Origin of the sequence: Delftia sp. UME58, from assembly GCF_014170385.1 — a bacterium.
Lineage (GTDB): Bacteria > Pseudomonadota > Gammaproteobacteria > Burkholderiales > Burkholderiaceae_C > Comamonas > Comamonas acidovorans.
The window spans coordinates 1-25,005 of record NZ_LZZV01000103.1; the positions used below are offsets into that span (position 1 = coordinate 1).

20 protein-coding genes and 2 pseudogenes are annotated in these 25,005 nt (G+C 68.5%); 11 read left to right on the top strand and 11 right to left on the bottom strand.

The genetic code is table 11. The features are described from left to right. From A9976_RS26490 to A9976_RS26505, 4 genes and pseudogenes are all read right to left on the bottom strand, one after another. Positions 1-732 (bottom strand): annotated as a pseudogene (locus A9976_RS26490) (IS3 family transposase); the annotation flags it as partial. A 123-nt stretch (positions 733-855) separates the two neighbouring features. Then, the gene (locus A9976_RS26495) at positions 856-1,899 is read right to left on the bottom strand and encodes a DctP family TRAP transporter solute-binding subunit (RefSeq protein WP_043819922.1); all 1,044 of its coding nucleotides are present in this window, start codon (positions 1,897-1,899) and stop codon (positions 856-858) included. A gap of 184 nt (positions 1,900-2,083) precedes the next feature. Then, on the bottom strand, positions 2,084-3,382 hold the full coding sequence (locus tag A9976_RS26500) for a TRAP transporter large permease (RefSeq protein WP_012203291.1): 1,299 nt from the start codon (positions 3,380-3,382) through the stop codon (positions 2,084-2,086). Further along, complete coding sequence (locus A9976_RS26505; protein ID WP_183021466.1) at positions 3,379-3,918, bottom strand: TRAP transporter small permease; 540 nt, start codon at positions 3,916-3,918, stop codon at positions 3,379-3,381. Before A9976_RS26505 ends, A9976_RS26500 begins: the two co-directional genes overlap by 4 nt. Positions 3,919-4,222: 304 nt before the next feature. On the opposite strand from A9976_RS26505, the gene A9976_RS26510 reads away from it, so the two are divergent. From A9976_RS26510 to A9976_RS31980, 9 genes and pseudogenes are all read left to right on the top strand, one after another. Continuing rightward, positions 4,223-5,158 (top strand): LysR substrate-binding domain-containing protein, encoded by a 936-nt coding sequence (locus tag A9976_RS26510; protein ID WP_183021467.1) that lies wholly within the window; start codon positions 4,223-4,225, stop codon positions 5,156-5,158. A gap of 445 nt (positions 5,159-5,603) precedes the next feature. Further along, positions 5,604-6,503: a transporter substrate-binding domain-containing protein gene (locus tag A9976_RS26515; protein ID WP_183021468.1), complete on the top strand. Its 900-nt coding sequence runs from the start codon at positions 5,604-5,606 to the stop codon at positions 6,501-6,503. Between the two features lie 111 nt (positions 6,504-6,614). After that, positions 6,615-7,367, top strand: a complete 753-nt coding sequence (locus A9976_RS26520) for an amino acid ABC transporter permease (protein WP_043819928.1) — start codon at positions 6,615-6,617, stop codon at positions 7,365-7,367. Position 7,368: 1 nt separating this feature from the next. Further along, the gene (locus A9976_RS26525) at positions 7,369-8,040 is read left to right on the top strand and encodes an amino acid ABC transporter permease (RefSeq protein WP_012203296.1); all 672 of its coding nucleotides are present in this window, start codon (positions 7,369-7,371) and stop codon (positions 8,038-8,040) included. Between the two features lie 150 nt (positions 8,041-8,190). Further along, the gene (locus A9976_RS26530) at positions 8,191-8,928 is read left to right on the top strand and encodes an amino acid ABC transporter ATP-binding protein (RefSeq protein ID WP_012203297.1); all 738 of its coding nucleotides are present in this window, start codon (positions 8,191-8,193) and stop codon (positions 8,926-8,928) included. Positions 8,929-9,108: 180 nt separating this feature from the next. Further along, positions 9,109-9,729: an RNA polymerase sigma factor gene (locus A9976_RS26535; RefSeq protein WP_183021469.1), complete on the top strand. Its 621-nt coding sequence runs from the start codon at positions 9,109-9,111 to the stop codon at positions 9,727-9,729. After that, positions 9,726-10,772 carry a FecR domain-containing protein gene (locus tag A9976_RS26540; protein WP_183021470.1) on the top strand — a complete coding sequence of 349 codons (1,047 nt, stop codon included), beginning with the start codon at positions 9,726-9,728 and terminating at the stop codon, positions 10,770-10,772. The genes A9976_RS26535 and A9976_RS26540 overlap by 4 nt, the downstream gene beginning before the upstream one ends. A gap of 495 nt (positions 10,773-11,267) precedes the next feature. Continuing rightward, positions 11,268-11,891 (top strand): annotated as a pseudogene (locus A9976_RS31975) (secretin and TonB N-terminal domain-containing protein); the annotation flags it as partial. A 764-nt stretch (positions 11,892-12,655) separates the two neighbouring features. Further along, on the top strand, positions 12,656-13,552 hold the full coding sequence (locus A9976_RS31980) for a TonB-dependent receptor domain-containing protein (RefSeq protein ID WP_259649335.1): 897 nt from the start codon (positions 12,656-12,658) through the stop codon (positions 13,550-13,552). Here the strand turns inward: A9976_RS31980 and A9976_RS26550 are convergent. Then, positions 13,545-14,492: a MurR/RpiR family transcriptional regulator gene (locus tag A9976_RS26550; protein ID WP_183021471.1), complete on the bottom strand. Its 948-nt coding sequence runs from the start codon at positions 14,490-14,492 to the stop codon at positions 13,545-13,547. The genes A9976_RS31980 and A9976_RS26550 overlap by 8 nt on opposite strands. Positions 14,493-14,569: 77 nt before the next feature. On the opposite strand from A9976_RS26550, the gene A9976_RS26555 reads away from it, so the two are divergent. Together A9976_RS26555 and A9976_RS26560 are read left to right on the top strand one after the other, a co-directional pair. Continuing rightward, complete coding sequence (locus A9976_RS26555; protein ID WP_183021472.1) at positions 14,570-15,739, top strand: M20 family metallopeptidase; 1,170 nt, start codon at positions 14,570-14,572, stop codon at positions 15,737-15,739. Between the two features lie 14 nt (positions 15,740-15,753). After that, the gene (locus tag A9976_RS26560; protein ID WP_183021473.1) at positions 15,754-16,770 is read left to right on the top strand and encodes a tripartite tricarboxylate transporter substrate binding protein; all 1,017 of its coding nucleotides are present in this window, start codon (positions 15,754-15,756) and stop codon (positions 16,768-16,770) included. A gap of 25 nt (positions 16,771-16,795) precedes the next feature. On the opposite strand, the gene A9976_RS26565 is transcribed toward A9976_RS26560, so the two are convergent. The 6 genes from A9976_RS26565 to A9976_RS26590 are packed head-to-tail and all read right to left on the bottom strand — an operon-like array spanning position 16,796 to position 25,003. Beyond that, the gene (locus tag A9976_RS26565; protein ID WP_183021474.1) at positions 16,796-17,785 is read right to left on the bottom strand and encodes a tripartite tricarboxylate transporter substrate binding protein; all 990 of its coding nucleotides are present in this window, start codon (positions 17,783-17,785) and stop codon (positions 16,796-16,798) included. Positions 17,786-17,836: 51 nt separating this feature from the next. After that, complete coding sequence (locus A9976_RS26570; protein WP_183021475.1) at positions 17,837-19,090, bottom strand: alkyl sulfatase dimerization domain-containing protein; 1,254 nt, start codon at positions 19,088-19,090, stop codon at positions 17,837-17,839. Further along, positions 19,087-20,436: a DUF1254 domain-containing protein gene (locus tag A9976_RS26575; protein ID WP_183021476.1), complete on the bottom strand. Its 1,350-nt coding sequence runs from the start codon at positions 20,434-20,436 to the stop codon at positions 19,087-19,089. The genes A9976_RS26570 and A9976_RS26575 overlap by 4 nt, the downstream gene beginning before the upstream one ends. A gap of 8 nt (positions 20,437-20,444) precedes the next feature. Then, positions 20,445-21,842, bottom strand: coding sequence for a DUF1254 domain-containing protein (locus tag A9976_RS26580; protein WP_183021477.1), 1,398 nt, complete (start codon positions 21,840-21,842; stop codon positions 20,445-20,447). 24 nt (positions 21,843-21,866) lie between these two features. Then, the gene (locus tag A9976_RS26585) at positions 21,867-22,889 is read right to left on the bottom strand and encodes a tripartite tricarboxylate transporter substrate binding protein (protein ID WP_183021478.1); all 1,023 of its coding nucleotides are present in this window, start codon (positions 22,887-22,889) and stop codon (positions 21,867-21,869) included. Further along, positions 22,886-25,003 carry an acetate--CoA ligase family protein gene (locus A9976_RS26590; RefSeq protein WP_183021479.1) on the bottom strand — a complete coding sequence of 706 codons (2,118 nt, stop codon included), beginning with the start codon at positions 25,001-25,003 and terminating at the stop codon, positions 22,886-22,888. Before A9976_RS26590 ends, A9976_RS26585 begins: the two co-directional genes overlap by 4 nt. Positions 25,004-25,005: the final 2 nt, after the last annotated feature.

Genomic DNA, 25,005 nt, shown 5'->3' on the forward strand with positions numbered 1-25,005 from the left:
CCTTGAGCAAGTTGGGATGGCGTCGAAACCGATGATGGCTGTCGGTGGTCTTGTGATACGCCCGCTTCGGCGCCACCAGCATGCGCGCCTCGCGCAGCACGTCCAGCAACGCATCGCGCCCCAGGCTCGCGCCGGCGTGCTGCAGCGGCTGCGCGAGCAGATGGTGCAGCTTGCGCGCGCCCAACCGGGGCTGACGCAGGCGCACGTCGCGAACGAGCTCGATCACGGTGTCGGCACGCGCACAGCGTTGCTGCTGATGCTGCAACTGCTGGTAGTAGGCTTGGCGGCTGACGCCCCAATGGCGGCAAGCCCTCGCCACGCTCAGCCCCGGGAGGAGCTTTTGCGAGAGGACTTGCCCAAAGGCTTTTTTACGATGCGCACCCCGTAGTCCTTCTTCAGGACATCGATCACCGCCTCGAACAGTTGGGCCTTCTCGTTGGCTTCGCGAAGCTGGACTTCGAGGGCCTTGATCTTCTGCTCGGGAGTCAGCGGTGCAGCAGGTGCAGATGAGGGCTTCTTGATCGGTACTGGCATGGCAAGCCCGGATGATGCCGAACTCCAGTTTTGGCGACCATGCTTGCGCAGCCACACCAACACGGTCGAACGGCCCTGGATGCCGTAGCGCTCCTGGGCCTGTTTGTACGTGAGATCGCCTTTTTCCACCTGATCGACCACCGACAGCTTAAAAGCCAGCGTGTAGTCCCGCTGCGTGCGTTTGACCCTTGATTCCATTGACTTGCCTTTTCTGAGAGGAAAAGGTGTCAACCCAGGTCAGGACGGGTCATGGCGAAAAAAAAGGCCCCGCAGAGCGGGGCCTTTTGCTTCTACCGGAGTGTGCGATCAACCGATAGCATTCTAACGAGTTCGCGCGGCAATGGCTTTCTCCGCCACATCCACCAGGTCGGCGCCGACCTGCTGCTTCCACTTGTCGTAGACGGGGCGCGTGGCCTTGACGAAGGCTTCGCGCTCGGCCGGCGTGAGCTGGGTCACGGTCACGCCATTGGCGGCCAGGTCCTTGAGCAGGGGCTTGTCGGCCTCGATCATGCCCTTGCGTGCGATCACGATCTGCTCCTTGGCCGCGTCCACGGCGGCCTGGCGCACGATGTCCTGGTCTTCCTTGGTCCAGGTGGCCCAGATGTCCTTGTTGACCACGAAGATCAGCGGATCGTTGATGTAGCCCCACAGCGTCAGATGCTTCTGTCCCACGGACTGCAGCTTGGCGGCCATGTAGACCGAGACGGGGTTTTCCTGGCCGTCCACGGCGCCGCTGGCCATGGCGGGCTGGGCATCGGCCCAGCTCATCTGCGTGGGGTTGGCGCCCAGCGCGGTGAAGGTATCCAGGAACAGCGGCGAGCCCACGACGCGGATCTTCAGGCCCTTGAGGTCGGCAGGGGTCTTGATGGCGTGCTTGGAGTTGCTGATCTCGCGGTAGCCGTTCTCGCCCCAGGCCAGCGGCACCACGCCGGCCTTTTCCAGGCGCTGGAACAGGCGCTTGCCGGGCTCGCCATGCGTGAGCGCATCGGCGGCCGCATAGTCGGGCATGAGGAAGGGCAGGGCGAACAGGTTCAGCTCCTTGATCTGGGGCGACCAGTTCAGCGTGGAGCCCACGGCCATGTCGATCACGCCCTGGCGCAGCGCGCTGAATTCGCGCGTCTGGTCGCCCTGGATCAGGGACACGCCCGGGTAGAGCTTGATGTTGATGCGGCCGTTGGTGCGCTCGCGCACCTTGTTGGCCCAGATCTCGCCGCCCTTGCCCCAGGGAAAGGCCGTGCCCAGCACCAGCGACATGCGGTACTCGCTCTTGTACTTGGCCTGGGCATGTGCCATCAGGGGCGCAGAAGACAGGGCCAGGGCCGCTGCTGCGGCCAGGCCGCTGGCGAGGAAGCTGCGAAGTTTCATTGCGAAGGTCTCCTTGTGAAATTGGAATGATTTGTAAGTCAATGGCACCGAAAGCGATTGCCAGTCTATGCAACTGGCGCGTCCCAAGCCAGGGACGCCTAGCAAGGGCCGCCCCGCAGCGAGGGTGTCGTCCCCCTCCCGCGCAGCGAGAGAGGGGGAAGCTGCGTAGCGGCTCAGGGGGTGCTCAATAACCCAGACGGGCGGGCAGCCACAGGGCCAGCTGCGGGAAGGCGATCACGGCGATCATCACCAGGAACATGGCCAGCAGCATGGGGCCGACCCAGCGCACGGTGGACTCCATGCGCACGCCCGCGATGCGGCAGGACACCATCAGGTTCACGGCCAGCGGCGGCGTGAACTGGCCCAGCGCCACCTTGAGCGTGAGGATGACGCCGAACCACACCGGGTCCCAGTTGTAGTGCTGCATGATCGGCAGCAGCAGCGGCACGAAGATCAGGAAGATGGAGATGCCGTCCAGGAACATGCCCACGGTGATCAGCAGCAGGATCAGCAGCGCCATCACGCCGTACTCGCCCAGGCCCGAGTCCACGATGGCCTTGGCCACCGGATCGATCACGCCCAGCGTGGACAGCGAGAACGCGAAGATGCCGGCCAGCGATACCACCAGCAGGATCACGGCCGACAGCTCGCCGGCCTCGCGCAGGATGGGGTAGAGGTCGCGCAGCGTGATGGTGCGGTGGATCACCATGCCCACGAACAGGCCGTAGAACACGGCCACCACGGCGGCCTCGGTGGGGGTGAACCAGCCGGCGCGCATGCCGCCCAGGATCAGCACCGGAGCGGCCAGGCCCCAGGAGGCCTCGCGCAGGCTGCGCCAGAACGGCGGGCGCGGCATGGACGATTCCAGCGCACCCATCTTGTGCTTGCGCGACATCCACACGGCGGGAATGATCAGCGCCACGCCGGCCAGGATGCCGGGGATCATGCCGGCCGCAAACAGCGCCGGCACCGAGGCGCCGGGCACCAGCACCGAGTAGATGATGAAGGCCACGGACGGCGGGATCAGGATGTCGGTGGCCGCAGCCGCGCCCACCACGCTGGCCGAGAAGCTGCCGGGATAGCCGGCGCGGCTCATGGCCGCGATCATCACGCCGCCCACGGCGGCGGCATTGGCCGGACCCGAGCCCGAGATGCCGCCCAGGAACATGGCCACGGCAATCGCCACCAGGGGCAGCATGCCGGGGCCGCGGCCCACGATGGCCACGGCGAAGTTCACCAGGCGCAGCGCCACGCCCGAGCGATCGAAGATCGAGCCCACGAGCACGAACATCGGAATCGCCAGCAGCGGGTACTTGCCCAGGCCCGCATAGAAGTTCTGCGGCACGGCCAGCAGGCCGTACCACTGCGTGTCGGGGCTGGCCAGCGCGATGGCGGCGGCACCCGCCAGGCCCAGGGCCGCGCCGATGGGCACGCCCAGGAACATCAGGCCCAGGAAGGCGATGAAGAGCAGGGTCGCGATCATGGCGCCTTCTCCTCGTCCACGAAGGCGCCGGGGCGCCCCTGGCGCTGGAACAGTTGCAGCGCGCGCAGCGTGATCAGTGCCGAGCAGATGGGCAGCCACATCGAATACCACCACTGCGGCACGCCGATGCCGGGCGAGGTTTCCTCGAACCGGTAGTCGTCCCAGACCACGCGCACGCTCAAGGCGGCGATCACGGCGAACAGCAGGGCCACCATCAGCGTGCCGAAGCGTGCCAGGCGCTTCCTGCGCAGGGCGCTGCCGCCTTCGGCGAAGTACTCGATGCGGATATGGGCGTTGCGCGCCACGGCCGCCGAGCCCGCGACCATGGCCAGCAGGATCATCAGGAAGACCGAGATTTCCTCGGTCCAGGCGAAGGAGGAGGAGGTGAAGTAGCGCACCAGCACATTGGCGAAGGTGATCAGGGCCAGCAGGGCCATGATCACCACGGTGAGCCAGTCCTCGATGCGCAGCGAACGCGGCTCGTCCGGCTGCGAGGGCGTCTCAGCGGCGCCGTTTTCGGTGGGAGGGGATGACATGGACGCGGGGAGTCAGAAAATTACACATGGCGGGGCAGATGCAGTCACTGAGCTTCCTCGGCGTCGTGTGCCGGGGGCCGTGAGGGAAAAATGTCACATTGGGTAAATGCGGCGAAGCGCCATTATGTGCGCATACGAGCGCCGCATCAGATGGCGGTTTCCTCAGTGTGGCGGCCCATGCTGGACGTTGATACGGGCACGCCCCCGCGTGGAGGCGCCGAGGAAGGGCCGCCCCGCACCGAAGGTGCCGTCCCCCTCCCGGACAGAGAGGGGGTGCCTTCCATCACAGCGGATAATGGCGGCCATGGAAACCAAATGGCTAGAAGATTTCGTCAGCCTGGCTGAAACACGCAGTTTCAGCCGCTCGGCCCAACTGCGCCATGTGACGCAACCCGCGTTCTCGCGCCGCATCCAGGCGCTCGAAGCCTGGGCCGGCACCGACCTCGTGGACCGCAGCTCCTACCCGACCCGGCTCACGCCGGCCGGCAAGACCATGTACGACCAGGCGCTGGAGATGCTGCAGTCGCTGCAGAGCACGCGCACCATGCTGCGTGCCCATGTCAGCGCGGGCAAGGGCATGGTGGGGTTTGCGGTGCCGCATACGCTGGCCTTCACCTTCTTCCCGAACTGGGTCTCCAGCGTGCAGGCCAAGTTCGGGCCCTTCCGCAGCCGGCTATTCGCGCTCAACGTGCACGACGCCGTGATGCGCCTGGTGGAGGGCGGCTGCGACCTGCTGATCGCCTACTTCCATCCGTCCCAGCCCTTCCAGCTTGACCCGGCGCGCTACGAGATGGTCAGCCTGGGCCACGAGGTGCTCGCCCCCTACGCCAAGCCCGACGCCGACGGCCTGCCGCTGCACCAGCTGCCGGGCCGCCAGGGCCAGCCGCTGCCCTATCTGGGCTATGCGCCCGGTGCCTACCTGGGCCGGGTGACGGAGCTCATCCTCAAGGAAGCCGCCGAGGCCGTGCACCTGGAACGCGTCTACGAGACCGACATGGCCGAAGGCCTCAAGGCCATGGCGCTGGAAGGCCATGGCGTCGCCTTTTTGCCGTTCAGCGCCGTGCGCAACGAGCTGGAGGCCGGGCGACTGGTCAGCGCCGCGCCTGCGGGCGACAGCGGTTTCCGCATGGACATGGAAGTGCGCGCCTACCGTGAAAAACCCGCCAGCAAGGATGCGCCCCAGGGCGTGGCCGGCGCGCTGTGGAACTTCCTGCTGGAGCAGGGCGAGACCATCGGCTGACGCGCCAGGCGGCACGCATGAGGAAAAAAAAGGGGCTCTCGCAGCCCCTTTTTGCTGCACGTTGGTGCAAGCGGGTGCCCGGCAAGAGCCCGACTTGGTGCACGGGTTATGCCTAGGGTAAACACCTATTATGCATGGCGCGCATAAGGGCTTTTGCAAACGGCATTGGCTGTGCCACCGGCCCTGGCATTAGAGTGCGCGCACAGCAACCACGCCGTGTGCAGGACCGCAGGTGCGCTGGATCGGGCAGGAAACGCGTGCCATGGCACGGCAGTTGCTTGCCTGAATCCGGCTGACGTGCTGGAAAGCCCTAGCACGTGTCGGTGCTCCGGCACCGTGCGTGATTGCACAATATGTGTCACATCGTTGATAGTTCGAGCCAGCCCACAAGGCGACTCGACCGTTCTCATCAAGACCGTTTTCGTTCTCATCTCAGGAGACCCGTATGAAAAAGCATTTGTTGGCCATCGCCGTGACCGCCCTGGCTGCAGGCAGCGCTTTCGCGCAGGCTGGCGACACCCTGGCCAAGATCAAGTCCTCCGGCGCCGTGACGCTGGGCGTGCGTGAATCCTCCGGCCTGGGCTACACGCTGGGCAATGGCAAGTACGTGGGCTTCCATACCGAGATGGGCGAGCGCGTGCTGGCCGACATCCAGAAGCAGCTGGGCCTGGCCAAGCTGGACATCAAGTACCAGCCCGTCACCTCGCAAAACCGTATCCCCCTGGTGACCAACGGCACCGTGGACATCGAGTGCGGCTCCACCACCAACAGCCAGGCCCGCCAGAAGGATGTGGCCTTTGCCGTGACCACCTACGTGGAAGAAGTGCGCATCGCCGTCAAGGGCAACTCCGGCATCACCGGCATCAAGGACCTGAACGGCAAGACCATCGTCACGACGACGGGCACGACCTCGGTGCAGACCCTGCGCAAGAACAAGCGCGCCGACGGCCTGACCTTCAAGGAAGTCATGGGCAAGGACCACGCGGACAGCTTCCTGATGCTGGAAACCGGCCGTGCCGACGCCTTCATCATGGACGGCTCCATCCTGGCCGCCAACATCTCCAAGTCCAAGGCACCTGCCGACTACAAGATCGTCGGCGAAACCCTGTCGGTCGAACCCATCGCCTGCATGCTGCGCAAGGACGACCCCGCCTTCAAGAAGGCCGTGGACGATTCCATCAAGCGCCAGATCGCCGACGGCTCGCTGGCCAAGCTCTATGACAAGTGGTTCATGCAGCCGATTCCCCCGGCCAACGTGAAGGTCGGCCTGCCGCTGTCCGACGCCACCAAGGACGCATGGGCCCACCCCAACGACAAGCCCATGGAGTCGTACGAAGTCAAGTAAGCACCAGCTGAATGCCGCCCCTTCTGCCATGCGGTTGGAAGGGGCGTTTTTTGTTGCGTCGCCGGTTTTCTGCCGGCACGCATTTCGTGTTTTGAATGAAGGGGTGCTCCTATGAGTTGGGATTGGCAGGTGTTCTGCCAGGACACCATTACCCAAGAGGTCGGTCAAAGCTGCTTCGGCAAGAACGGCGATATCACCTACCTGGACTGGATGCTGTCGGCCTGGGGCTGGACCATTTCCGTGTCGCTGCTGTCGCTGGTGATCGCACTGGTCGTCGGATCGCTGATCGGCACGCTGCGCACTTTGGAAGGCCGGCCGTGGATCGTGCGGCTGGGCAATGCCTGGGTGGAGCTGTTTCGCAATATTCCGCTGCTGGTCCACATCTTCATGTGGTACCACGTGGTGCCGTCCTTTGTTCCTGCGTTGAAGTCGCTGCCGGGCTTCGTGCTCGTGGTGCTGGCACTGGGTTTCTTCACCTCGGCGCGTATCGCCGAGCAGGTGCGTTCGGGCATCCAGGCGCTGCCGCGCGGCCAGCGCTATGCGGGCATGGCGATGGGTTTCACCACGTTCCAGTACTACCGCTACGTGCTGCTGCCCATGGCGTTCCGCATCATCATCCCGCCGCTGACCAGCGAGACCATGAACGTGTTCAAGAACTCGTCCGTGGCCTTCGCCGTGTCCGTGGCCGAGCTGACCATGTTCGCCATGCAGGCGCAGGAAGAGACTTCGCGCGGCATCGAGATCTATCTGGCCGTCACCGGCCTGTATGTGATTTCCGCCTTTGCCATCAACCGCATCATGGCCTTCATCGAGAAGCGTTCGCGCGTCCCGGGTCTGATCGCTGCCAGCGGCGGAGGACACTGACATGAACCTGCAAATCGACTGGTCGTTCTTCACCTGGGACCTGTTCAGCAACTTCGTGCTGAAGGGCCTGTACTTCAGCCTGACGCTGACCGTCATCGCCACCATCGGCGGCGTGCTCTTCGGCACCGTGCTGGCGCTGATGCGCCTGTCCGGCAAGAAGTGGCTTGATGTGCCCGCCACGCTCTACGTCAACGGCATGCGCTCCGTGCCGCTGGTGATGGTGATCCTGTGGTTCTTCCTGCTGATGCCGCTGATCATCGGTCGGCCCATCGGCGCCGAGGTCTCGGCCATCATCACCTTCATCGCCTTCGAGGCGGCCTACTTCAGCGAGATCATGCGCGCGGGCATCCAGTCCATCCCGCGCGGCCAGGTCTCCGCGGGCCAGGCCATGGGCATGACCTATGGGCAGAACATGCGCCTCGTGGTGCTGCCGCAGGCCTTCCGCAACATGCTGCCCGTGCTGCTGACACAGACCATCATCCTGTTCCAGGACACCTCGCTGGTCTATGCCATCGGTGCCTACGACATGCTCAAGGGCTTCGAAGTGGCGGGCAAGAACTATGGCCGTCCCATCGAATCCTATCTGGCCGCTGGCGTGACCTACTTCGTGCTGTGCTACTCGCTCTCGTGGGCAGTCAAGCGCCTGCACAAAAAGATTGCCATCATTCGATGACACACCACCCCCTGAGTCGCTTCGCGCCTTCCCCCTTCAAGGGGGACGACGGCCTTGGCTGCGGGGCGGCCCTTGCTGGCCGTCCCGCCCCCATGACCGCGCCCCTTGTCGGCGCGGCGATGGACAACTGACACGAGTCGGAGTGAACCAATGATTGAACTCAAGAACGTTTCCAAGTGGTACGGCAGCTTCCAGGTGCTGACCGACTGCTCCACCAACATCCAGAAGGGTGAGGTCGTGGTGGTCTGCGGCCCTTCGGGCTCGGGCAAGTCCACGCTGATCAAGACCATCAACGCGCTGGAGCCCTTCCAGAAGGGCGAGATCTTCGTGGACGGCGTGGCCGTGCACGATCCCAAGACCAACCTGCCCCAGCTGCGCAGCCGCGTGGGCATGGTGTTCCAGCACTTCGAGCTGTTCCCGCACCTGTCGGTGACCGAGAACCTGACCATCGCCCAGATCAAGGTGCTGGGTCGCAGCCCGGACGATGCCAAGAAGCGCGGCCTGAAGATGCTGGACCGCGTGGGCCTGACGGCGCACAAGGACAAGTTCCCGGGCCAGCTGTCGGGCGGCCAGCAGCAGCGCGTGGCCATTGCGCGCGCGCTGTCCATGGACCCCATCGTGATGCTGTTCGACGAACCCACCTCCGCGCTGGACCCCGAAATGGTCGGTGAAGTGCTGGACGTGATGATCGGCCTGGCCAACGAAGGCATGACCATGATGTGCGTGACCCACGAAATGGGCTTCGCACGCAAGGTGGCCAGCCGCGTGATCTTCATGGACGTGGGCGGCAAGATCCTGGAGGACTGCTCCAAGGACGAATTCTTCGGCAACCCGGAAGCGCGCCAGCCCCGGACCAAGGAATTCCTCAACAAGATCCTGCAGCACTGAACCGGTGCGGCCCTTGCGGGCACGGCAATCAAGGGGCGCTTCGGCGCCCTTTTTTTGTGGCCAAGGCGAGCTGATGATGAGAATCGTTCTCGATACAATCGCCGGCTCAGCTGTTTGCATCGTGCTCCAGATTCCGCCCCCATTACCCCGCCGCCGGACAACTTCCACGTCCGCCGTGCCATGCCTGCCATGAAGCGCGACGACGCCCCGGGAGAGCCCGGTGGCCATTCCCGCAGTCTCTACACCCGCTGGCGCAAGCCGCTGCAGCGCATGCTGGCGCGGTACTTCAAGAGCCCGGCCGATATCGAGGATGCCTCCCAGGAGGTCTTCGTGCGCATGCTGTCGGCCGACAAGTGCCTGCCCGTGGACGAAGAGCGGCCCTATCTGCATCAGGTCGTGCGCAGCGTGGCGGCCTTCGCGCACCGCACGGCGCCGCAGCAGGCCGGTGTGCGGCTGGTGTCCGTGGAGGATTGCCGCGACGAGGTCGAGTCCCTGCCGGCCCGCGACAGAGCCGATCATGCGCTGGACGATGAGCGCCGCCAGCGCCTGGCCCGGCTGCGCGATGCCCTGAACGAGCTGCCCGAGCGCCAGCGCCAGGCCTTCGTGCTTCACCGCGTGCAGGAACTGACGCTGGAGCAGACGGCCGAGCGCATGGACATCACCGTGCGCATGGTCTCGCGCCACCTGAGCCGGGCACTGTCCTATTGCGAGATCCGCGTACGCTACGCCAGCGCCGAGCAAATGCGTGCCCTGCTGCGCTCAGACGAGCAGTGGCCGGGCGCCGCAGGGAACACACGATGAGCAACGAACTTCCACCGGGCGTTTCGCCGCAGGAGCTGGTGGGGCTGCATGACAGGGCGGCCGACTGGTTCGTGCGCCGCCAGCAGCCGGACTGGACGGGCGCCGATGAGCGCGCGCTGGACGCATGGCTGGGCGCCAACCCGCTGCACCGCAGCATCTTCGAAGGCATGTCGCGCCACTGGCATGGAGCGCCACAGCTCAGGGAACTGTTTCCCGATGAGTTTGGCGCAGCGGTGCCGCCCGCCGCGCCTGCCGTCGGCGCTGCACCAGCGGCCGCGCCGCCGCGCCAGCGCGTTCATGCCCGCTGGCCCGGCCGCCCTGCGGCAGCCCTGTCCGTGCTGGCGGTGGTCTCGCTGCTGGCCTGGGGTGGCTGGTACCGCTGGGATCACACGCCGGGCTATACGCTGCAGGCCCGCACGGCGCCCGGGCAGACGCAGAGCATCGAGCTGCCCGATGGCTCGCGCGTGGCCCTCAACGTGGACAGCGAACTTCAGGTGCGCTACTACCCGCGCCGCCGCGAGGTGGTGCTGGATCGGGGCGAGGCCTTCTTCGAGGTCACGCCCGGCCCGGACAGGCCCTTCACCGTGGACTCCGGCGCCAGCCGCGTCCGGGTGGTGGGCACCGCGTTCAATGTGCGCGCCGGGCCGCCCCGGCTGGTGGTGAAGGTGCTGGAGGGCAAGGTGCAGCTGCGGCCCGAGCGGGAGCGGGTCGGGGGCGATGTCCTGCTGCTGGCGGCAGGCGCGGGCGTGGCTGTGGACAGCGCCGGCCGGCACAGCACCGTGGTGGCCGATGCGGACAGCGTGGGCGACTGGCGCACGGGCCAAGTGCGCTTCAGCGGCACGCCGCTGGCGGAGGTGGCGCAGGAGCTGTCGCGCTATCTGGGTGCGCCCGTGGAGCTGGGCGACGAGTCGCTGGGCCGCCTGCGTGTCTCGGGCCTGCTGGCCACGGCCGCGCCCGAGCGCTTTGTGCGCGCGCTGCCGGCCTTGATTGCGGTACGCGTGCAGCCGCTCAGCGGCGGAGGTTGGTTGATCGTGCGGGGATGAATCGAAGATTGAAAAACATTTTGTTTCAAATTGACGACCAACCCCAGGTTCCAGCTTTGCACCGGTCTTGGCTTCTATAGGGGCAGGGGCGTGGATTTTCCAGGCCCGCACGGCTGCCAGCCAAGGATCACCGAGGGCGCTCGTCCCTCACGCCCCAGCCAACGGCCGCAACACCTGACGCGCATGCGCGGGTGGGCTGGAATGGCTTGTCCGGCGCGGTTCCTGATCGCCCGCGACGGCTGCCTGCAGCCTGCCCGTCGCGTGCCCGTGCAACGGCACAGCAACGGAGTGGCAATGAGAGCGCAAGAAGCAGCAGGCAGGGAATTCGCAGGCAGGGGCACGCATGCCCGACACAGGAACATAAAGGAGCAGGGCGCCGGCCCGCAGGCCAGGCCGCGCCTGCTGGCGTGGCTGGTGGCCGGTGCCGTGGCCGGCATGGGGGCCGCGCCGTCCGCCCGTGCGCAACAGCTTCAGCAGCCGGCCGCCTCTTCACCGATGCCGTCATCCGGACAGCGCCTGGCCTTTGATCAGCCGGTGCAGCCGCTGATCAACGCGCTGCGCGCCTTTGGCCGCCAGACCCAGTTCCAGGTGCTGTACGACGAAGCCGTGCTGGGCGGCCGCCAGGCGCCGGCCCTCCAAGGCAGCTTCACGCCGCAGGAGGCCATGGACCGGCTGTTGGCTGGCACCGGCGTGACCGCGCACAGCACCGAGCAGGGCACGTTCACGCTGCGCAAGGCGCCTGCGCCGCAGCCTCAGCCGTCTGCAGGCACCACGCTGTCCACGGTCAACGTGACATCGCAGCGCATGGCCGCGCCGGGCAGCTACGTGGGCAGCGGCAGGAGCGCCAGCACCAAGCTGGATACGCCGCTGATCGAGACGCCGCGCTCCATCTCCATCGTCACCCAGGAGCAGCTGCAGAACCAGGCGCCCAAGAGCATCGAGCAGGCCCTGTCGTACACGGCCGGCGTGTCCACCGAAGTCACTGGCGCGGACCTGCGCATGACGGGTGCCATCATCCGGGGGTTCAGCGATGGCAGCTCCTACTACAAGGACGGCCTGCGGCAGTTCTCGGCCGGCACCTATGGTTCGTGGAACGACGAGATCGACGAGCTGGACAGCATCGAGGTCATCAAGGGCCCGGCCTCCGTGCTCTTTGGCCAAGGGCGGCCGGGCGGCGTGATCAACGTGGTCTCCAAGAAACCCGAGGCCGACCATGTGAACAGCGTGGGCCTGTCCTATGGCCGCTACCAGCGCGCCCAGGCCACGGCCGATCTGGGCGGCGCGCTGGATGCTTCGGGCGACCTGCTGTACCGGCTCAACCTCAAGGCGCGTGACAGCGACGGACGCACCGTGGGCTCGCGCGATGACCGCATCTCCATTGCGCCCTCGCTGCGCTGGAACCTCTCCGGCCGCACCCACCTGACCGTGCTGGGCAGCTACTCGCGCGAGCGCGGCACGCCCAAGTCCTGGTGGCCCAGCCTGTTCACCTACCCGCAGATCAAGGACCTGCCCGCGCACCTGACGGCCGGCGACCCGTCCTTCGACCGCTTCGACCGCGACACGCGATCGCTGGGCTACGAGTTCTCGCACCAGACCGACAGCGGCTGGCAGCTCACGCAGAACCTGCGCTACTCCACCATCGACATCGACTACCGCCACATCTACGCCATGGACGTGCTGGCCGACGGCCGAAGCGTCTCGCGCGCCAGCCTGGCCCAGCGCACCAAGGGCCGCACGCTGGCGCTGGACACCCGCCTGCAGAAGGACCTGCGCTGGGGCGGGCTGCAGCACCGGATGGCCTTCGGCATGGACCATGTGAAGTACAGGGAGCGCGGCGGCCTGGGCTTTGGCTGGGCTTTGGCTGGGATGTGCCCGACCTGGACATGCTCGACCCCGCCTATGGCCAGTCCATCGCCTATCCAGAGCTGGAGGACAGCCGCACGGACCTGCGCCAGACCGGCATCTACACGCTCAACCAGTTCAAGTGGGACCGCTGGGTGGCCAATCTCAGCCTGCGCCATGACCAGGCGCGCACCACGCAGAACAGCAGCACCCAGCCGCGCATGAGCGACAGCGCCACCACCGGCAGCGCGGGCCTGCTCTACCTGTTCGACAGCGGCTGGGCGCCCTATGCGAGCTACGCGACCTCCTTCGATCCGGTCACGGGCCTGCAGTACGACGGCAATCCGTTCGAGCCCCGGCGCGGCAAGCAGTACGAGGCGGGCGTGAAGTACCAGCCTCCGGGAAGCACCTCGCTGATCACGGCCTCGGTCTTCGACCTGCGCCAGACCAACGTCACCACGCTGGACCACGACCACCCGCGCTTCAGCATCCAGACGGGCGAGGTGCGCTCCACGGGGCTGGAGCTGGAAGGCCGCTTCGCGCTCACGCGCGAGCTGAACGCGCTGGCCAGCTACACCTACCTGGACCCGCGCACCACGCAGAGCAACCGGCCCGCCGAAATCGGCCGCCAGACCATACAGACCACACGCCACATGGCCAGCCTGTGGCTGGACTACCGACCGCGCGCGGTGCCGGGCCTGATGGTGGCCGGCGGCCTGCGCTACAAGGGTCGCTCTCCCTACAACGTGGCAGCGGACGGCACGCTGAACATCAACGACTCCGCCACGCTGGCCGACCTGGCGCTGGCCTACGAGACGCCGCAGTACCGCATCGCGCTGAACATCAACAACCTCTTCAACCGCAAGTACTTCGCAGGCATCTTCCGCGGCGTGGATCGCGAGGCCACGCTGAGCTTCAAGTACTACTGGTCTATGTAGAAGACCTGCGCGCGGGTGGCTTGCGCGCGGCGCGAGCCGGCCCGCGCGGCTCGGGCGTCCTGATCAACTGGTGGTTGAACTCCCGCCACAGCGCGTCGCGCCGGGCCAGGGCCTCGGACACGTCCTTGTGGCGCAACTGGGCCACGGCCGAGACCAGGGCATTGCACAGGTAGAAGGCGGCCGTGTAGGAGTGGAAGGGCGAGGCATTGGCCGTGCGCACCTGCAGCCAGTGGTGGGCCACGGTGGCCAGGGGGGCCGTGGGGCTGTCGGTGATGGCCAGCACCCGGGCGCCGGCTTCCGAAAATCGCTGCGCCACCTCGTAGGTGCCGCGTGAATACTGGCTCACGCTGAAGGCCAGCAGCGTGTCCGCAGGGCCTATCCAAAGCAATTGGTCGGTCGGCGCGATGGCGCCCGCGTCCAGCTGCTGCACGCCGGGGCGGCACATGTTCAGGTGCAGGGCCAGCCAGGCGGAGACCGGCGAGCTGTTGAGCTGGGCCAGCACGAACACGCGGCCCTCGTCCTGCGCAAGCTTGCGGGCCATGGCCTCGAAGGCCGCCATGTCCAGCCCTTCGCGCGTGGCCTGGATGTTGTGCTGGTCGTGCAGCAGCGCATCGTCCACGCACTCGCTCAGGCTGCGCTGCGCGCCCAGCAGCACGGGCGCGCGCTGGGCGGCCGTCTGCAGCAGCGCCGTCACCTCGCCGCGCGCCTCGCGCTGGGCCTCGGCATAGCTGGCATAGCCGAGCTTGGCGAACAGGCGCACCACGGTCGAGGCGCTGGTGCCTGTGCGCGCTGCCAGGGCGGTGGCCGATTCCAGCAGCGCATGCGGGTAGTCGCTGCCCAGGGTCTGGGCCAGCGTCTGCTCGCTGGCCGTCAGGTCCGCGCCCTGCTGCGCCAGGCGCTGCGGCAGCAGCAGCGCGGCTTTTTGCAATGGTGATTTCATGTTTTTCTTGTATATGCAATGTGTATTGCAAAATAGGGGGTCGCGTGCAACACTGCATGCACTCTGGAGATTCCACCATGCACGATACCCTCGAACAAAGCCGCGTGCAGCAGCGCGCGAGACTGCTGGACTGGCTGGGCGGCCAGCAGCAGGCCATGCAAGACCTGTTGCACAGGATTGTCGATATCGACAGCGGCAGCCGCGATGAAGCCGGCATCCTGGCCGTGGCCCAGGCCCTGCGCGAGCGGCTGGAGGCGGCCGGCGTGGCCGTGCGCTTCGAGGACGTGCCCGGCTACGGCGTGCTGCTGCATGCCGACGTGTCCGGGCCCGGCGAGGGCGCTCCCATCTATCTGATGGGCCACATGGACACCGTCTTTCCGGCCGGCACCGTGGCGCGCCGCCCCTTCCGCGTGGAAGACGGCCGGGCCTACGGTCCCGGCGTGGCCGATATGAAATCGGGCCTGGTGCTCAACGTCTTCGTGGCCGAGGCCTTTGCGCGCTGCGGCGGCCTGGGCGCGCCGCTCAAGCTGTTCTTCTCGTGCGACGAGGAGATCGGCTCGCCGGCCACGCGCCAGACCATCATGGACACGGTGCGCGGTGCGCGCGCCGTCTTCAATGCCGAGCCGGGCCGCGCCAGCGGCAACCTGGTGACCAGCCGCAAGGGATCGATGGCCGTGGAGTTCGAGGTGCAGGGCGTGGCCGCCCATGCGGGCATCAACCACGCGGCCGGCGCCAGCGCGCTGGAAGCCATGGCGCGCAAGCTGCTGGCCCTGCATGCGCTGACCGATCCCGCCACGGGCACCACCACCAATGTGGGCGTGCTGCAGGGCGGCATCGTGCCGAACATGGTGGCGCCCCACGCCAAGGCCGAGCTCGATGTGCGCTACACGGCCCAGACCGATCCCGATGCGCTGATGGAGCGCATCCGCGCCATCGTGGAGGAAGAATCCGTGCCCCGCACCCAGGGCCGCGTCACCGCCGTGCGCCGCACCCTGCCCATGGCGCCCACGCCTGATGCGCTGCTGCAGTTGTACCGTCGCGGCGCGCAGTCGCTGGGCTTTGATGTGCAGGGCGAGTTCACGGGCGGTGCGGCCGACAGCGGCCTCACCGCCTCGGTGGGCGTGCCCACGCTGTGCGCCACCGGCCCCGTGGGCGGCCATCCCCATACCGAGCGCGAGTACTGCGAGCTGGCCACCTTCGTGCCGCGCGCCCAGGCCGTGGCCCTCGCCATCTTCGACCATCCTTGACTCCGCTGATACCCATGAAAAACCTGTCCGTGAACGCATCCCTCCCCACCCGCCGCAAGCTGCTGGGCGCAGGCCTTGGCCTGGCGGGCCTGTCCGCGCTGGCGCCGCTGGCCGCGCGCGCCGATGACAAGTACCCCTCGCGCCCGATCACGCTGGTCGTGCCGTTTCCGCCCGGCGGCTCGGTGGACATCATGGGCCGCCAGTACGCCGAGCCCCTGTCGCGCATCCTGGGCGCGCCCATCGTGGTGGAGAACCGGCCTGGTGCCGGCGGCTCGGTGGCCACGCAGTACGTGTCGCGCGCCAAGCCGGACGGCTACACCCTGGTCGTGTCCTCGCAGAGCAGCCACCTTGCCAATCCGCTGACCCAGCCCAAGATCGGCTACGACCCCATCAAGGACTTCGAGAACATCGCCATCCTGGGCCGCCAGCCCAATGCGCTGATGGTGCATTCCAGCCTGCCCGTGAAGAACTTCCAGGAGTTCATAGAGTACGTGAAAAAGCGCCCCGGCCAGGTCAACTACGGCAGCGCCGGCATCGGCAGCATGGGCCAGCTCAATGTGGAAATGCTCAAGGCCGCCACGGGCATCTTCGCCACGCACATCCCCTATCGCGGCGGCTCGCCGCTGGTCACGGCGGCCATCGGCAACGAGGTGCAGTTCATCCTCGACAACCTGGTCTTCATGCTGCCCCACGTGCAGTCGGGTAAGGTGCGCGCCCTGGTCGTGGCCTCCGAGCAGCGCCTGCCCATGCTGCCCGACGTGCCCACCATGGCCGAGGTCGGCTATCCCCAGCTCAACATGAGTTCCTGGACCGGCATCGCTGCGCCTGCGGGCACGCCCGACGCCATCGTCCAGACGCTGTACAAGGCCATCCGCCAGGCGGCCACGGCGCCGGCCATGGTGGCCAGCCTCAAGGAGCGCGGCGTGGTCGCGCCCGAGGAGATGAGCCCCGCCGCCTTCGAGAAGATGATGGCCGAGCGCCTGAAGCTCTTCGGCGAGGTGGTGCGCAAGGCGCATATCGTCGCCGAGTGAGCCTGGCCCTCCGAGGGCCTGCGGCTCAGTCCAGCTGCACGCCCACCTCGCGCACCAGCCGCCCCCAGTCCGCCAGATCCTGGCGCAGCGTGTCGGCGAATTGCGCGGGCGTGGTCCGGGGCAGGTCAGTCAGGTTGAGCTCGGCCAGCTTGCCGGCCGTGGCCGGGTCCTGCAGCAGCTGGTTGATGGCGGCGTTGAGCTTGTCCACGATGGGCTGCGGCGTCCTGGCCGGCGCGAACAGGCCGTACCAGGAATAGTTGTGGAACGGGTAGCCCGCCTCGGTCAGGCTGGGCAGGTCCGGCTGGCTGGGAATGCGCTTGTCGCCGCTGTGCGCGATGGCGCGCACGCGGCCCGCACGCACCAGCTCCACGGTGGACGAGGTGTCCGCAAACGCGGCCTGCACCTGTCCGCCCAGCAGCCCCTGCACGCAGGGGCTGCTGCCCTTGTAGGGCACATGCTGCATTTGCAGGCCGGCCTGCTTGAGCAGGAATTCCATGGTCAGGTGCCCGCCCGAGCCCTGGCCCCAGGAGCAGTAGCTGAGCTGGCCGGGCCGTGCGCGTGCATAGGCCACGAACTCCTTGAGGGTGTGCACGGGCAGCTCGCGCGAGACCAGCAGCAGATTGCCCGCGCGGCCTATCTGCGCAATGGGGGCGAAGTCCTTGATCGGGTCATACGGAACCTTGCGGTAGAGGCTGGGGTTCACGGCCATGGACGCCGTGTAGGTGAACAGCAGCCGGTAGCCGTCCGGCGCACTGCGCGCGGCCTGCTCCACGCCGACCAGGCCGTTGGCGCCGGGCCGGTTGTCCACCACGAAGGGTTGCCTGAGCAGCCGGGTCAGGCCTTCGGCAAACACCCGCGCGATGGTGTCCGTGCCGCCGGCGGCGGCCGTGGGCACGATCAGCGTGACGGGGCGGGCGGGGTAGTTGCCGGCATCCTGTGCCGGCTGGGCGTGGCCTGTGCAGGCCATGGCCAGCAGCAGTGCCAGGGCCATGCCGTGCTTCTTCATCGTCTTCATGCACTTGTCTCCTTGTGTCGCCTTGAGTCGCCTTGCCTGTGCGCGGCCCCGTCAGCGCAGCCCCAGGCGCGCCTGCCGGCCCTGCTCGATCATGTCGGCCCCCACGCGGTAGAGGTTGCGCGAGACATAGCTGTCCACCTCGCGCGCACGCTCGCGCAGCCAGGCGGCCTTCAGGCGCCGGGCCAGGGCGATCTCGGGCGCGTCGCCATCTGCCGTGGCCAGCACGTCGATCACATGCAGGGCCAGCTGCCACTGGCCCGCGTCTGCCAGCGCCTGGGCGCTGGCCACCAGGCCGGGCTTGTCGGTGATGGCATCGGCAATGGCGGCGCTTGCGGCTTCGGGCGGGGCCGGGTGCAGCGTGGTCGGGTTGCGGTCCCACCAGCCGTTTTCCGAACGGTAGATGTCACGCACGATGTAGCTGGGGTCGCCATAGGTGGGCTTCATCCACTCCACGCCGAACAGTTCCTGCGGATAGTCCATGGCCGCGAGCACCTGCTGCTCGTTCAGGCCCTCGTTCATCAGGCGCACGACTTCGGCGCGCAGCCAGCGCAGCGCCTGTGCGGTGTGCAGCAGCACCTGCTGCACGGCCTGCTCGCCCTCGATCACGGGGCCGAACTCGCGCACGGCCTTGAGCGGGCGCAGCGCGGCCATGGCCTGCAGCGTGTCGGCCCAGCGCACGGTGTCGCGCAGCGTGCGAAAGGGCGTGCCGATGTTGGGGATGGAGTCCAGCAGCGCCGCGCCGCCGTACAGCACGCGCTGGCCGGGGCTCCACAGCGCGATGGCGTCGTCGGTCTCGGACGGCGCCCAGAACAGCTCGATGCGGCTGTCCCCGCTGCCTATCTCCAGCCGTGTGTCGAAGGTTTCGGTGGGCTCGTGCATGTCCAGCCGGTGCTCGAAAAAGCCCGCGCTGCGGTTGAACTGGATCTCGGCCATGCGGTGCTGCAGCGCCCGGGTCTCGCGGTAGCGTGCCTGGCGGCGCGGCAGGTTGCGGTGGGCGATCAGGCGCGGCACGGGCTCTCCGCGCGCGGCCGCATGCTCCAGCCAGGCGGGCACGCCCGCGTTGTAGCCGATGTGGCCGTGGCTATAGCACAGCGCATGCACGGGCGCGTCGCTGAGCTGGCGCAGGCTGGCGATCATGTCCTGGCTGACCTTGCCGCCGGGGCCGGCGTCGATCACCACCAGGCCCGCGTCGGTCTCGGCCACGAAGGACTGGCCCTGGCCGCGCAGTATGTGCAGGCCCGGCGCCACGGTTTCGCTGCCGGTGCCCACCAGCAAGAAGGGCTTGTCGTCGTCTCTGGCGTTCATGGGGTCTCCTGTTCTGGTTCGATGGGGGGCAGGGCGTAGCGGCCGTCCAGCAGTTCGGGCTGGGGCATGTAGGCGCGCAGGCACAGGTAGAAGCCTTCGCGCGGCGCGGGCAGCCAGTTGGCGCGGTGGTCTTCGCTGGCCGGTGGCGCGTGGCTGATGTGGATAGTCAACCCGCCATCGCCATCGCCATCGCCATCGCCGTAGCCATCAGCGTCGGGGCGCAGGCCCGGCGTGCGGTCGCCGATGGCATGGCGGTCGATGGGGTTGTCCACCAGCATGCAGTCGTGGGCGCCGTAGAGGGTCAGGGACCAGAAGGCCTGCACGGGCGGCAGCGCGCCCGGTGCAAAGCGCAGCCGGTAACGGCGGCTGCCATGCAGGGGCCGGCCCCGGGCGTCATGCCAGGCCAGCGGGTAGATGGCCTCGCGGCTTTCCAGCATGCCGATGTACTTGAGCGCAATTTCGGCGCGGGCCTGGAAGTCGTCGCCAAAACTGCCTTCGACCAGGGCGGGGAGTTCCCAGCCCGAGTCCAGGCGCCGGCCCGTGCTGGCCGCGCGCAGCCGGGGCAGCACGCTGTCCAGGGCGCGCTGCAGTGCGGCTTGCTGTTGCGCATCGGGTGCGCCCAGCCCGGCGCCCAGGCCCACGGCCGCAAAGCGCGCGACCCGGGCGTCATGCCCTGCCGGCGGCGGGTTGTCGCGCAAGGCAGCATTCACCTGGGCTGCATAGTGCTCGGCATTTGGCGGGGCCTGGGGGTCGCAGTCCGGGTCGAAGGCGCGGGCCTGCGAGGACGTGCCCGCCTGCCAGTCGGCCAGCGGGCGCACCGCAAAGCCGTCCTGCAGCGCGTGCACGGCGGGCAGGTCATGCTCGCCATCGACCAGGATGCGGCCTATCACCCACAGCCAGTGCGTGGGCGCGGCAATGTGTGCGCCGGGCGCATCGAACGGTGGCGGCAGCGCCCCCTGCCAGCCGGGCGGCGTGACCAGGAAGGAGCGCGCCGCCGTGCCCGTCAGGCGCTGGCCCAGGTGGGCGAAGGGATTGGTGAAGAAGTCCAGCAGGCCCAGCACGTAGTAGCGGCCGGCCGTGTCGGGCACGTCGATCACCAGCGGCCCGGCTCCCAGGTCCAGCCAGGCATTGGTGTAGAGCGTGTCGTTGTTGGGCGTGACCACGCGGCTGGTGCCGGCGCGCAGCAGCTGGCGCGCATGCACGAACTGGTTGCACCAGCGCAGCGGTGCGGGCGCAGCCTCGCCCGCCGCATTGCGCCGGGGCGAGGTGGCCGCGCGCATGCGGCGCATCTCGTACAGCGGGCAGGTGTGGATGACGGCCTCTTCGGCCAGTGCGCTCAGGTCCATGGCGTGTCTCATGCGGCCACGGGCTGCAGGGGCGGAACAGGCCATTGGTGCGCGCCTGCCTGCGGGTGGTACATGCGCAGGATGAGGTAGAAGCGCCCGTGCGGCGTGGGCAGCCAGTTGGCGGCGCCCTGTGCCGGTCGGGCATGGCCCAGGTCGATCTGCAGGCTGCCGTCGGCCTCGCGCAGCAAGCCCGGCGTGCGGTCGCCGATGGAGTGGCGGCCGATCTCGTTGCCGTAGAGAAAGCGGTCGGCGTCATACAGGGTGACGGACCAGAAGGCATCGGCCGGCGGCATGTCGGCGGCATTGAAGCGCAGCACATAGCGCTGGCTGCCGTCCAGCGGCTGCAGGCCTGCGTCGTGGTGGGCGGCGGCGTAGATGGCCTCGCTGGTGGCCAGCGCCCCCAGGCCCAGGTAGGCGGTGCGTGCGCGGCCCAGGTACTCGCTGCCGTAGCGGCCGGTGGACGGCGTCATGGTCCAGGGCCGGGGACGGCGGTTGCGCCCCATGGCGGCCACGGTGCGCACGCCGTCGGCAAAGCCCTCGGTCAGGCCTTCGCGCACGGGCTCCTCCAGCTGCTCCCACGCCATGTGGGCGCTGGCCACCAGGCCGGCCTGGCCGAACCAGGACAGCAGCCCCTGGTCCTCCTTGCGGCCAGGCGCCTCGGCCAGCGCATGGCAGAGGTTGGCAAAAAATCGCGGCGCGACCTCGGCCGCAGGCTCCTGGTTCTCGAAGGCGGCCGCCATGGCGTCCACGGGCGGGCCGACCCAGTTCGTGACGGCGGCCGGACGGCCTCCTTTCGGCACGCCCGGCGCGGGCTCCAGCCGGATGTCGGCCTGCAGTGCGCGGGCTGCAGGCCAGTCGGGCGCATCGCCCACCACGGTCCGGCCGATCAGCCAGACCAGGTTGCTGGGGCAGTGCACCAGGCGGTGGCCGGCCAGGTGTTCCGGCACCTGGCCGCCCGGCCCGACCAGGACCACGGTCTCGCCTTCGGGCGCGCAGTTGCGCGGTCCCAGGTTCTCGAAATTCTCGGTATAGGCGTCGTACAGGGCCAGCACGAAGTAGCGGCCCGGATGTTCGGCGCTGGAGGGCACGGTCAGCAGGCGCGGGCCGTCGGCCAGGTGGATCCAGGCCAGCGAGTACAGCAGGTCGTTGGCGGGCGTGACCACGTCGCGGTCCTCATGGGTGGAGGGGCGCTGGCTGTGGTGCAGCGTGTCGAAGTCGCCGCGCATGTCCAGGCCCAGACCCACACTCAGACCGGTAGCGCGCGCGGCGCCGGCATCGGTCTGCAGGCGGCAGGTGCGGTAGGTCTCTATCAGCGGATAGCCGTAGACAAAGGCAGCCAGGCCGATGGAGCGCGCCAGGGCGCGGCGGACTTCGGGCAGGGAGGGAGGGGTCGGGTTCATGTCCATTGTTTTCTTCAGGGGAGGAGGGGGTCAGTCGAGGGTCACGCCCGTGGAGCGCGCCAGGTCCAGCGCCACGGGCAAAAAGGCGGCGTAGGCGGCGCTGGCCTCGGCCGGGCTGTTGCCCTGGGCCTCCAGGCCCAGCGCCTCGACACGCTGGCGCACCTGGGGCTCGCGCATCACGGCGGCGACCTCGCGGCCCAGGCGTTCGACGATGGCGTCGGGCGTGCGCGCGGGCGCCATCAGCGAGATCGATCCCGTGATGGCGTAGACGGGCTCGCGGTAGCCCTGCTCGGCAAAGGTGGGCACATCGGGCAGGGCCTTGCTGCGGCGCGGTCCGGCCACGGCCAGGGCGCGCAGCTTGCCGGCGTCGATGAAGGGCTTGAGCGTGGCGGCCGAGCCCAGCGTCATCTGGATCACGCCGCTGATCAGGTCGATGGACATGGGCCCCTCGCCCTTGTAGGCCACGTGCATCGTTTGCAGGCCGTAGGCCTTGTCCATGAAGACCTGGACCTGGTGCGGCTGCGTGCCCGCCCCCCAGGAACCCATGGCGTACTTGCCCGGCGACCGGCGCACGGCCTCGACCAGGCCCTTGAAATCCCTGGCCGGCACGGCCGGATTGACGGCCATCACCATGGAGGGCGAGACCACGTCCGAGACCATGCGCAGCTCGGTGCGCGGGTCGTAGGGCAGCTTCTTGTAGAGCACCAGGTTGGCCGTGATGGGCCCGGGCACGGTCAGCAGCAGGGTGTGGCCGTCGGGCGCGCTCCTGGCCACGTGCTCGGTGCCGATGATGCCGCCCGCGCCGCTGCGGTTGTCCACCACCACGGGCTGGCCCAGCCGCTTGGCCAGGCCCTCGGCCAGGATGCGCGCCACGGTGTCGGTGGAGCCCCCGGCCTGGTATTGCACGACGATGCGAACGGGCCGGGCGGGATAGCCGTCCTGGGCCAGCGCGGCGCTGCAGGCCAGGGCAAGGCAGGTCAGCGCGGCGGTGCGCAGCAGGGGTGTGTTCATGGTGGCCTCCGGGCGGGAGATGGAATGGGCATTGGCTTTCATGCAGCCTCCCTGCCGATGACCAGCGCATCGACGGCCAGGCAGCCGCCGTCCGCGCGCGGGCGGGCGATCAGGGGGTTGATCTCGGCGCTTTCCAGCGTGGCGCCTGCGCGCTGCGCAAAGCCGGCCAGGGCGCACAGCGTGTCGGCAATGCTGTCCAGGTCCACGCGGGGGCGGCCGCGCGCGCCGCCCAGCACGGCAAAGGCCCGCAGCTCGCGCACCATGGCCAGCGCGTCGTCGTGCGTGATGGGCAGCAGGCGCAGCGAGATATCGCGCAGGATCTCGGCATGAATGCCGCCCAGCCCGAACATCAGCACCGGGCCGAATACCGGGTCGCGGTGCACGCCCGCGATGCACTCCACGCCGCCCTGCACCATGGGCGCGGCCAGCGCGCCGTCGATCAGGGCATCGGGCCGGGCCTGGCGCGCGTTGGCCAGGATGCGGTCGAAGGCGGCCTGGGCGCCGGCCGCATCCGCCAGGTTCAGTGCCACGCCGCCCACGTCGGACTTGTGGGCGATGGCATCGCTGCAGACCTTGAGGGCAATGCGTCCGCCCATCTCCTGCGCGGCCTGCGCTGCCTCGGCCGCCGTGCGCACCAGCCGGTGCGGCACCATGGGCACGCCGGCCTCGGCCAGCAGGGCCATGCTGCGCTGCTCCGACAGCGTGCCCGCCGGCAGGTGCAGTGGGCTGCCTGCCTGCGCCCCGGCAGCCAAGGCCTGAGGGGCTTCATGCAGGCGGGCCAGCGCGCCAATGCAGCGTATGGCCGCGCCCGGGTCGGCAAACACCAGGCAGCCCAGCGCCTCCAGCGCATCGCGGCGCTCGGGCGAGCACAGCGTGCTGACGGCCAGCAGGGTGTCGGGATGGTGGGTGCGCAGCGTCTGCACCAGGCTTTGCAGCACGGGCCAGAAGGCGTCGGACAGGCCTCCTGCCGCGAAGAAGCCCAGCCAGCTGTCGAACTGCCGGTCGGCCAGCATCAGGCGGGCGCTGCGCTCCAGCAGCGTCATGTCGTTGGTGACCTGGCCCGTGATGTCCACGGGGTTGCGCGGCGCGGCAAACGGCACCCATTCGCGCAGCTGGCGCTGGGCCGCGTCGGACAGCGGTGCCACGTCCAGGCCGGCTGCGCTGGCGTCGTCGGCCATCATGGCGCCCACGCCGCCCGAGACCGTGAACAGTCCGATGGACCGCCCCTTGGGGGCCCGCGCGATGGAGGCACTGGCCGCCAGCGCGAAGAAGTCGGTGATGGAATGCGCGCGCAGCACGCCGTAGCGGCGGAACACCGCGTCATAGACGGCATCGTTGCCCGCCAGCGAGGCCGTGTGCGATGCGGCGGCGGCCGCGCCCAGGGCGCTGGTGCCCACCTTGCACATGACCACGGGCTTGCCGCGCTCCTGCGCCAGGGCCAGGGCCGCGCGCAGCCGGGGGCCGTCGCGGCAGCCTTCCATGTAGGCCATGATCACGTCGGTCTCGGGGTCCTGGGCCAGCCAGGCCAGGCCATCGGCCAGTTGCACATCGGCCTCGTTGCCCGTGGTGGCCCACAGCGACAGGCCCAGCCCGCGCTCGCGCGCCAGGCTGTAGGCATAGGCCCCGAAGGCGCCCGACTGGCTGACCATGCCGATGCGCCCGGGCCGCACCAGGCCGCCGCCCGGCGCGGGCGAGAACGTGGCGTAGACCTGGTGGCCGGGCCGCATGAAGCCCAGGCAGTTCGGGCCGATGAGGCGTATGCCCGCCTCCTGCGCGCGCCGCGCCAGCGCCTGCTGGGCGGCCGTGCCGTCGGCGCCTGTCTCGGCATAGCCCGAGGAAAACAGCACCATGGACTGCACGCGCGCGGCGGCCGCATCCTCCAGCACGCCGGCCACCTGCGATTGCGGCACGGCGACGATGGCCAGGTCCACCGGCGCGCCGATGGCGGCCAGCCGCTCGTGCGCGGGCAGGCCCTGCACGCGGCTGGCGCGCGGGTTCACCGCATACAGCGCGCCGCCGTAGCCGAAGCGCAGCAGGTAGTCCAGCGGAATGCCGCCGATCTTGCTAGCCTGGTCCGAGGCGCCGACCACGGCGATGGAGCGCGGCGCGAACAGCGCGTCGAGCCGGGAAGTGTCGAAGCAATGGCTGTCGGTCATGT